A 9,149-nucleotide genomic window follows, 5' to 3' on the forward strand; every position below is an offset into this window, starting at 1 on the left:
TGACATATTTCAGCTCTTCCTATCCAAGGCGACCGCACATCGCACGTCACCCTCTCTTCTTGAAGTTTCTATAGGATTAACAGTGTAAACATTCCACCGGCAAGTAGCCCTGTCAGTGCACCGACGATTACCTGTGCTGTGGTGTGGTCATGAAGATGCACGCGCGACCAGGCAACTGCACCTACTAACAGCGCTGCCGCCCACCATTCCGGGCCGCTTGCAGTGGCCATGATCGCCACCGCGCTCATGCAGACAGCGGCGTGGATCGAGACTTTCCATGCAAGAGTGATCGCGCTGGTGACGAACAGTGTGGCGAGCAGTGTGAGATCGAGGGCGATGAGCGGCCATGGCGCGCGGAGAACGATGAGCAGTCCCAGGCCGATGGTGCTGAACCCGATAGTGGCGAGCAGGGGGACCAGCCGCCCTCGTCGGTTACGGACATGGTGGCCGTCCCACCGGCCGGTGCGGGCCCCCCAGACGATTACCGCCATCGGCAGAATGCTACTCGTGAGAGCGATGAGTAGTCCCCATCCTAGTGTCGGGAGCAGCGCACGCGTAACAACCCAAGCGAGGGCCAGTGGCAGCAGTGCGACTACCACGGATGGGGCTAAAATCTCAGTCAGCACGCGGGCTGTCCGGTTGATGACCGTTTGAGTGTGGCCGGACACTCGATCAGGAGATGCCATAGTCCGTGAAACGCTACCCTAGCTGGTTGTCTGATTTTCTGTCGGGCTCAAGTCCGAGCCCGACAGAGGTGAAGTGAGCATTCGATATAAATCAGGTGCCGCACGAAGAGCATGATAGGCTCGCAACAGCCGTCGCGCCTGAGCTTCGATGTCCATCTCCGGAATGGCATCAACCTCGGGAGTCTCCTTCTCCTTCTCCTTCTCCTTCTCCTTCTCCTTCTCCTTGCCTGGTTCTTGCTCGGCGGCCACTCCCCTCGCGAACACGTAGGCGTCGCTGAGAGCGGACACGCCTAGGTGGCCGCGCCCGGCGACGATTTCACGGGTCACCGCGACGTCCTTCTCAGCTTCGGTCACATGACGGGAAGCGCGGAGTTCAATGTCGCAGATTTCAAAGACTCGCCCGCACAAACGTGTTGTGGGGCTGACAGACGATTGGTGACGCTCGGCGAAGTATAGGTCCTTCAGGTTACCTTGGGCGATGAGCTCCCAGAGTGGCCTGAGTCGGCGGTAGAGGCGCTGATGCCGATAGTCAATTTGTTTGCGGACGATAAGTTTGACGAATTGGGGCGCCCAAAACCGCGAGAGCCAACCGAGAGTGCCGAGGACTAGTGCGACTAGCGGAAGTACCGTGCTGATGACGAGTTCCAGCGAGTCCTTGTGGATTGTCCCCCACCTCGGGAGGAGCCCAACAGAGTAGGCGCCGACGCTCCACAAACGCCCGGCCAGATAGAGCAGTACTACAGCGCATACGGTGCGATGAAGATGCAGACTGACGCGACGCCATGCTTCCGGCTCCAAGCGGAGCTGCTTGGACAAAAGAACAGTAAGACCGATTATCGCCCACCCGAACCCAACACTGTATATCGTGTAATAAGCGATCACCGATGGATGTAGCCGGGGGACCAGGAAAACGGCCTCACTGATATGCGTTGCCGCGAAACATGCTGCCATTCCAGCGGAAGCAACCGACAGGACCGCGGCACGGCGCAGAATGAGCCGCCGCGCTGAAAGCAAGTCCAACTGACTAAACGCCACTACAGCGGTAACGCTCAACCCTGCCGCAAGAACCAGAACATTTCCCAGAAGCTGGGAAATGTTGGGGTAAACAATATCTATAATGTCCCTGCTGGGTGGGGCCATGACGGCCACTGCGAGCCCCAAGCTCGCCATGTACAACAACATTGCCCGTACTTCTGGCGGTGTAGTTCTACCCACCTTCCGTCGGTGAAGTCGCCATCGTATAGTAGCGACACAGAAACAGACCACGGGAAACAGATAGTACACCGTAGTGTTGGCAACTTCGGCAGGAGACATCTCGCCGCTAAACTCTTTCTGCGTTGGATATATGGGTTGTAATGCTCGATGCGGAGCGCCTGAGTGCCGCTACCCACCCCCTTCCTGCGAGTCGCAATCTGTGTTTCCCGAGAAGCTTCGCAAGATGCGCAGGACAACCTCCCGATCCTGCTCCCCGATCTGTGTGCTCCGAAAGAAAATCTCCTTCACGTCCGCGCTTCGTGCCGCTACGAGGATTTCTATCTGCTTTTTAATGTCTTCCGCTTCGGGTCCGTCGAAGAAGTACCCAGCTGGAATTCTAAAGAATTCAGCTAAACCGCCTATGAAGTCCAGGGTGGGGTTTTTGCGTTGCCCGCGGCGGAGTACCCGCACGTACTGACTGGTCGCTTTATATCCGGCTTGTCGCACTCCGGCTGCGACTTCAGAATTTGAATAAGGTCCTCGCCCAGCGGGATAAAGATGGTCGAACAGATAGTTCAAGCGGTCAGCAAATGAATCGCTAGGATTGTGGTTCAGCTGGGATTCCTGGCCTTCTGATGTGCCCAACAGGTCTCCTTCGTCAAGCTTGCAATGCAGTAAAGCTACTCCAGTCGACAGCTCTTCGGCTGCACTCCTCACCCGCCGAAAGTCGTTCTCATGCGAAGAGCTACAGTGTCACTCACTGCACCTTCTGTCTCCGATTTCGGCTCGGGCGAGGCGGCTGCAGCGGACAAGCAGGTAGCGAACGCCTCCGCTTCACGTTCCGCGCAGTCCTCGTAGACGCTCCTCCCGAGATAAACTGTCAGCGCCTCAGGAGTAATGCTGGCCATGCTTCGAAATAGAGGGGAATCTTCCGGCCTCCGCGCCGCGGCATGGTCGAGCACCATGTGTCCGACTTCATGCAGGATGATATGCGTAGCATGCGGAGCGTCCAGTGGGAATCCTATCTCGTCATAGGTTCGCCTCGGGATGTATACTCCACACTCACCTCCTCCGAGTTCCCTAAATAAAAAGGTTCGCATCTTTATGGGCCGCCCCCTGTGGGTTTCTAATCGTTCCAGGTAGTCGCGGATCGACCCGTCAAAGTGGCCGATGGATTCGTTAAGATCGGAAATTACGCTCGCGCAGCGCTCAAGAACTTCCACATCAACTGACGGCTCTGTCACGTCGGCGGGGTTTCTCCGGAGACCTCTGCGTCGGCGAGGTGCGATCTGATCCTGCCCTCGGCGGGCCCATAGACCTCTACAACACCGAGGAGTGGCCCAAAATATTATATCCATGTCGTAGGTCTCCGGTCCCGAAGAAGATGCGGGGAACTTTTCTTCGTCAGCCCCCAAGATGGGGACTCGCCATTTTTCGTCCTGCTCTCGTAGCGCTACGAGTCGCCGGAAGCAGCTTTCGACCGGGAGCCAGGACCCTGGATCGGCCGTCAGGGACCCCGTGGGGATTCCGATCCCCACAGCGACCTGGACGACTTCCTCCGCGGACAGCGCGACCCTCCCGTCCGAAGCCACCTGTCTCAGCACCCGGCGCGCATCAGGTCTCGGCCACGCCGAGTCGCTCCGCAGGCCGCGCGACTCGTGATCCAGCTTCAGCACGGTTGATGACAGAAAGCTGAGTCTTTCGAGTAAGGTTCCATCAACTGATCGTGTCGTCACGCGTACTCCACGTAGGCGCACTGCGGCAGGGGTAGGTCACTTCGCCCGGCGATCGTTCTTCGCGTCATCCGCCTCCACCTATCCGAACTATAGTTTGCTGACCCTAGCAGGGCATGCGGTCCCCGTCGCCACCGAGGCGGCCACGCTGGCCCGTCGCCTTTGCGATTTCCCCAGGTACATTGCCATATATCTAGCAGTATTGCGGACCCGCGGCGCCCAGTCTATAGTTTGGGAGCTCAGATGCGAGGGAGGCGCGATGATCGGTGCAAGCATGGACGGTGCGGCACTCGGCTTCCCGTCTGTCTCCGGCTGCGATCGGCCGGTCTGATGTCGCGACGCAGCAGTGAGTGCGTCTCTCCGTGGCTGGTAGCGCCAGGACTCGGTTCCCGGGACACGGCGTCCGACAGTGCAGAACCTCGGGATGATCTTGGGACCGCATCCGTGCACGTCATTACCTCGCGGCGCCCACGACCGGACCGTCCAGCAGCGCAGCGTGGAGGGCCCGCCGGGCACTACTGCTCTGCTGCGCCCGATCCTGGTGATCATGTTGAGTTACCGTCGCCGCAGGTCAGGTTCGACGAAGCGTTCCCAGCGGCGGCGCCGCGGCGGCGGCCTCTCGACCGCGTGCCGGCGGAGCCGTCGTTCGCCCGTGCGGTGCGTTCGGTGGAGCCGGTGTCGGACGTGGAGGCGTCGGCGTTCGCTGCCCGCTTCGCCTGCGATTTCCAGTCGTTCGACGAGGACGTGCCGTGGCGCCGCGCTGAGGTCCTGCGCGAGGTCCTGGCCGATGCGGCGGCGTGTACGTGGGGCTGGTCCGGCGCGGGCCGTCAGCGTGCGGATTCCCCGTTGCCGGGGCGGTTGTATCGCCGCTCGGACACGGTGGTGTTCGTCGAGGTCGTCGTCCGCGCCACGCCGTATGTCCGCGTCGACACCACCGGCGGTGTGCCTGTCGATGGTCCGGAGGTCGGGGAGGTGGCGGCGGTGCCGGGGATGGTCGGCCGCTCTTGCGCGCCGCCGGAGACGGACGCGGCCTGGGCCGCGGGTGAGGCGTGCTGGGTGCGGATGACGGTGCCCGTCACACGCGCTCCGGAGGACGGCCGTCTGGTCGTCGATCCCGGTCTGCTCACCGGTCCCACCGCTGACGAAACAGGCGGTGGTCGTTGATGTCGTCGAGTAATCACGTGTCGTCGTCGTCGGAGGCGGCGGAGTCGGGCGGGACGCCGTCGTGGTTGACCGGAGATGCTGCGGCGTGGGCGGTTCCCGGTACGCCGCCCGCGGCCGAGACGCCGGCGGCCGGAGCATCTGGTCCCGATGATCCGGGCGGGTCCACGGAACCGGCCGCGGCCCCGCAGACTGTTCGATCTGCTGTCGAGCCGCCGGAACCGGCGGCGCCGGCGGCGGCGTTCTGGAACACCGACACCGCCGCCGCGCTCGGCGGCCAGGACGTTCCGGTCGCCGGTTTCTCTGATGGTGCCGCGTTCGCTGATGTGGTGCGCCCGAAGCTCGCGGCGCCGACACACGGCTGGCGGGCCGCCGTCTATGCCATGACTGCTGGGCGGTGGAATCCGGGCCTGTCCGAGGCCGAGCTGCGGTTGAAAGACCAGGTGCGGCGGGTCACGACACCGCTGTCCGGGCCGTTCTCCGTCGCGGTCGGCAGCATCAAAGGTGGTGTCGGGAAGACGACGTGTACCGGTGTGCTCGGGCTGGCGATGGCCGAGTACCGCGGGGACCGAGTCATCGCCATCGACGCCAACCCGGACGCCGGGACGCTCGGGGACCGCCTCGTCGGCGAGGCCCAAGCCGGGAAGCGGACGGTGCGGGACCTACTACGCGACCTGGACCAGGTCCGTACTTCTACGCAGCTGTCGGGTTACACCCACCTCGCCGGCCGCTTACGCGTGCTCACCTCGGAGCAGGCCCCGGAACTGTCGGAGATGTTCTCCGAGCGCGACTACGAACGTGTCCTGCGGCTGCTCTCGATCTACCACGAGCTGCTCCTCACAGACTGCGGGACCGGCCTGGTGCATTCGGCGATGCAAGGCACGCTGCGCCACGCCGACTCCCTGGTCGTGGTGGGTGCGCCGACGAAAGACGGGGCGTCGCGGGCGGCGCGGACGTTGCAGTGGCTGGCCACCCACCAGGACGACCAGGGCCGGTTTCCGTATCGGGACCTGGTCCGCGACGCCGTCGTCGTCCTGTCGTGTGATCGGCAGTCCCGGTATGTCGATGACACCGTCATCCGGGATTACTTCGCTTCCAGGGTGCGGGCAGTGGTGGAACTGCCCGCCGACCCGCACCTCGCCACGGGCGACATCATCGACCTCGACGCCCTGGCCCCGGCGACGCGGGATGCGGTCCTCGAACTCGCCGCTGTGGTCGCCGACGGTTTCCAGAGCCGCACCCACGGTCTGGCCTCCCACGGCTTCCGCGATGCCCGCGACGGCCATCAGGCCGGTATGCGGTGATCGGCTCCGGGCTGGTCACCGCCGTGGTGGGTGCGGTGACGTCGTTGGCGGTCGCGTTCGCTCCGGCCGCGCCTGTCCCGGCGGCCGCACGAGTCGAGTGCGGCTGGCGGATCACCGCGGTGCATGTCCTGGCCGAACTCGACGGCGACACCAGCGAGCGGGCGCAGATGTGGCGGTCGGCGTTGACCAGCGTCGGCGCCGACCAGCCCGGCTTCATCCCCGCCACCTGCTACCAGGCCGGGAACCACCCGGATGATCATGAAAACGGATCCACCGAGCATCCAGCACAGACCGGACAGACCGGACAGGACGCGCCTGGCCCGGGCGGTTCTTCTGCGCTGCCGTCCGTGCCCGGCCAGGGCGACACCGCAGGTGAGGTGTTCGGCTGGGGCGCCCCGGACGTTGTCGACGACTTCACCGGCACACAGCTGGGGCCCGGCTGGAACGCCTACGACGGCCCCGGGCATGCCGGGAACGGCACCCGCTCCCCGGCCGCGGCGACCGTCGCTGACGGCATTCTGACGATCGACGGGACCGGGGACGGCACGACCGCCGGCCTGGCCTGGACCGCGCACTCCCAGAAATACGGCCGCTGGGAAGTGCGGATGCGCGCCCCGACCGGGTCCCCCTCCTACAACGCCCTCGCCCTGTTGTGGCCGACCGAGGAGAACTTCCCGGTCGGCGGGGAGATCGACTTCGCCGAGATCATGGATCCGTCCCGGGACAAGATCGAGTTGTTCCTGCACTACGGCGCGGACAACTCCCAGGTCCACGGCGAACTCAAGATCGACGCCACCGAGTGGCACAACTACGCGGTCGAGTGGACACCCGGCGGTGTGACCGCGTTCGTCGACGGCCGCGAATGGTGGAAGACCACCGACACTTCGATCTTGCCGCCCGGCCCGATGCACCTCTGTTTGCAGCTTGACTGGTTCCCGCGCGGCGACGGCGAACCGGGGCGGATGCAGGTCGACTGGGTCAAGCAGTGGGGCCTGGCCGCCGGTGAGGGCCCGTCCACGACCTCCGGCGGCAGCGCCGGCTCCACGGATGCGGATTCGTCGACGTCGATCACCGACGAGATCAACAACAACACCGGCAGGTCGTCCTAGCCGCACCTGACCTACCGCACCAGCTCGTGCTCCCCGGCTCCCTGACCTGGAGGTTTCCCCCGCATGTCCCCGCTACCGCGTCCGACCCGGCGACGGTCGTCTCGTGCTGCGCGGCCGTCGTGGGCCGAGCACGTCCCCCGCCGCCGCCTGGCCGATCGGCTGTCTGATCGTCTGCCTGCTCAGGTGCCGACCGTGGGGGTGCGCCGCTCCGCGGTCGCGGTCCTGACCGCGACCGCGCTACTCGGCGGCGGCTACGCCGCCGCGGTCGTCACCGATCCGGAACGGCGGTCGGTGGCGGTGCTCGGACTGACCGCGACCGGCACCTGCGACCAAGCGACGGCGGCACGTCAGCACGCCGCCGCGTCCGCGACCCGTGACCAGGCGCGGGCGCTGCTCACCGACCTCACACTGTCTGACGACCCGGCCGACCACGCTCTGGCCGGACAGATCACCGATCTCGGATTCCGGCCCGCCACCGAGTCGGTCAGGTGGCGCCAGCACGCCGTGGACGTCTCCGACCAGCTCCACCACCTAAACAGCGCCGACCCGCAGCTCAGCGAGGTCGGTGTGCGCCTCGCCGCGGCCGGGCTCGGCCCGACACCGGCCGACCTGATGGCCCCGCCGCCCGCAGCGGACCTCGTCGACGACACCGCCGCCGCCGATGCCGCTCTCAGCGCGCTCGACCAGGCCCGGACCGCGATCACCGCACCAGCCACACCCGCGGCACCGGTGGAGCGGTCGCGGGCTGCGGCGCCGCCGGTCCCGGCAGCCTCACCGCCCACGACAGCACCAGCACCGACGACCAGCGCTGCCCCACGCCCCGACAGCGGCAGCGGCAGCGGTGAGAAGACGGGCGCGCTCACCACCGGTAGCGGCCGGGACGACGACAACCAGGTCACGACCGATCCCGCACCGAGCAGCGCGGCACCGCCCCCAGCGTCCTCGTCGTCGAACCGCGTCGTCACCGACGTGCAGACCAACCAGGGGGGGCCCCGGCGGCCGAGGACGCTGCGACCGCGCGAGCGGCGATCAGCATGGTCACCGACCTGCTCACCGCGATCCGCGCCGACGGCAGCAGCAGCGACGCCACACAGGTCGGCGTCACCGTCCTCGACGCTCTGGATCGTGATCGTCTCGCCGCGCTGGGCGCCGCACCCGCCGACCTCGACGCCCTCGACCAGCTCCGCACTACTACCGACACCGGCAGCAGCAGCGTCAGCGGCAGCGGCAGCCGAGACGGTGAGAACGAGGTGTCCAGCGCGCAGACCGGCCGGGTCGACGACGGGGCGCCGGGCCCATCCCCGACACCGAACTCGACACCGGACTCGGAGCCGGCGGCAGAGACGTCAGCCGTGTCGGTCGATCCCCGGCCCGGCGCGGCGATCACCCGCACCCAGACAGCAGCAGAAACGGCACCACCACCAGCACCACCGACGCCGACGGCGGCGCCGGGGACGGGGACGGGGACGGCGTGTCCGGTGGCGCGGCGGTGTCGGCGAGTTCGGGAGCGGTGTCGGCGGGCATCGAGAAGCTGACCGCGCAGGCCCGCGCCGCGGCCGAGGTCGACCCGGTCGCCCAGGACCTCCTCGACGCCCTCGACCGCACCACCACCAGCAACAACACCAGCAGCACCGGCGGCGGCACGAAGGGCAGCACGGACAGCGGTTCGGGCGTCGGCACCGATCCCGACGAGAACGAGCCGGCTGGTGAGCAGGCTGGGAACGAGCCAGCGGCGGCCGCGGTACCGGATGGAGCGGTCGACGAGCGCGGCGCCGCTGCCGGTGAGCAGCCGCGCCGGACTGCACCGAGCACCCCACCGAGCACTGCACCGGGTACCGCGGGACGGGGCGAGCCGCCGCCGAAGGCGACGGACGGAGGTGTGGTAGCCCCGGCGACGGACTCGACCTGGGACAAGCTAGCCGAATGCGAGTCCGGTGGCGACTGGACGACCCGAACCGGTAC

The 9,149-nt window shown here is 66.1% G+C and carries 7 protein-coding genes and 1 pseudogene; 5 read left to right on the top strand and 3 right to left on the bottom strand.

The features are described 5' to 3' along the window. Positions 1-68: 68 nt before the first annotated feature. The 3 genes from KPL59_RS12440 to KPL59_RS12450 all read right to left on the bottom strand — a co-directional run bounded on the left by KPL59_RS12440 (position 69) and on the right by KPL59_RS12450 (position 2,459). Positions 69-491, bottom strand: a complete 423-nt coding sequence (locus tag KPL59_RS12440) for a hypothetical protein (protein ID WP_308187873.1) — start codon at positions 489-491, stop codon at positions 69-71. A gap of 213 nt (positions 492-704) precedes the next feature. Further along, a complete protein-coding gene (locus KPL59_RS12445; protein WP_226360864.1) occupies positions 705-1,868 on the bottom strand; it encodes a DUF6545 domain-containing protein in 1,164 nt (387 codons plus the stop codon). Positions 1,869-2,069: 201 nt separating this feature from the next. Beyond that, on the bottom strand, positions 2,070-2,459 hold the full coding sequence (locus tag KPL59_RS12450) for a hypothetical protein (protein WP_226353151.1): 390 nt from the start codon (positions 2,457-2,459) through the stop codon (positions 2,070-2,072). A gap of 1,820 nt (positions 2,460-4,279) precedes the next feature. On the opposite strand from KPL59_RS12450, the gene KPL59_RS12455 reads away from it, so the two are divergent. The 5 genes and pseudogenes from KPL59_RS12455 to KPL59_RS12475 form a co-directional block, all read left to right on the top strand. Then, positions 4,280-4,777: a hypothetical protein gene (locus KPL59_RS12455; protein ID WP_226360863.1), complete on the top strand. Its 498-nt coding sequence runs from the start codon at positions 4,280-4,282 to the stop codon at positions 4,775-4,777. Beyond that, the gene (locus KPL59_RS12460) at positions 4,777-6,078 is read left to right on the top strand and encodes a MinD/ParA family protein (RefSeq protein ID WP_226360862.1); all 1,302 of its coding nucleotides are present in this window, start codon (positions 4,777-4,779) and stop codon (positions 6,076-6,078) included. Before KPL59_RS12455 ends, KPL59_RS12460 begins: the two co-directional genes overlap by 1 nt. Continuing rightward, positions 6,075-7,187 carry a glycoside hydrolase family 16 protein gene (locus tag KPL59_RS12465; RefSeq protein WP_226360861.1) on the top strand — a complete coding sequence of 371 codons (1,113 nt, stop codon included), beginning with the start codon at positions 6,075-6,077 and terminating at the stop codon, positions 7,185-7,187. The genes KPL59_RS12460 and KPL59_RS12465 overlap by 4 nt, the downstream gene beginning before the upstream one ends. A gap of 1,034 nt (positions 7,188-8,221) precedes the next feature. After that, the gene (locus KPL59_RS12470; RefSeq protein WP_226360894.1) at positions 8,222-8,722 is read left to right on the top strand and encodes a hypothetical protein; all 501 of its coding nucleotides are present in this window, start codon (positions 8,222-8,224) and stop codon (positions 8,720-8,722) included. Continuing rightward, positions 8,698-9,149 (top strand): annotated as a pseudogene (locus KPL59_RS12475) (transglycosylase family protein); the annotation flags it as partial. The gene KPL59_RS12470 and the pseudogene KPL59_RS12475, both read left to right, overlap by 25 nt.

Source organism: Pseudonocardia sp. ICBG1142 (assembly GCF_020496255.1).
Classification (GTDB): Bacteria; Actinomycetota; Actinomycetes; order Mycobacteriales; family Pseudonocardiaceae; genus Pseudonocardia.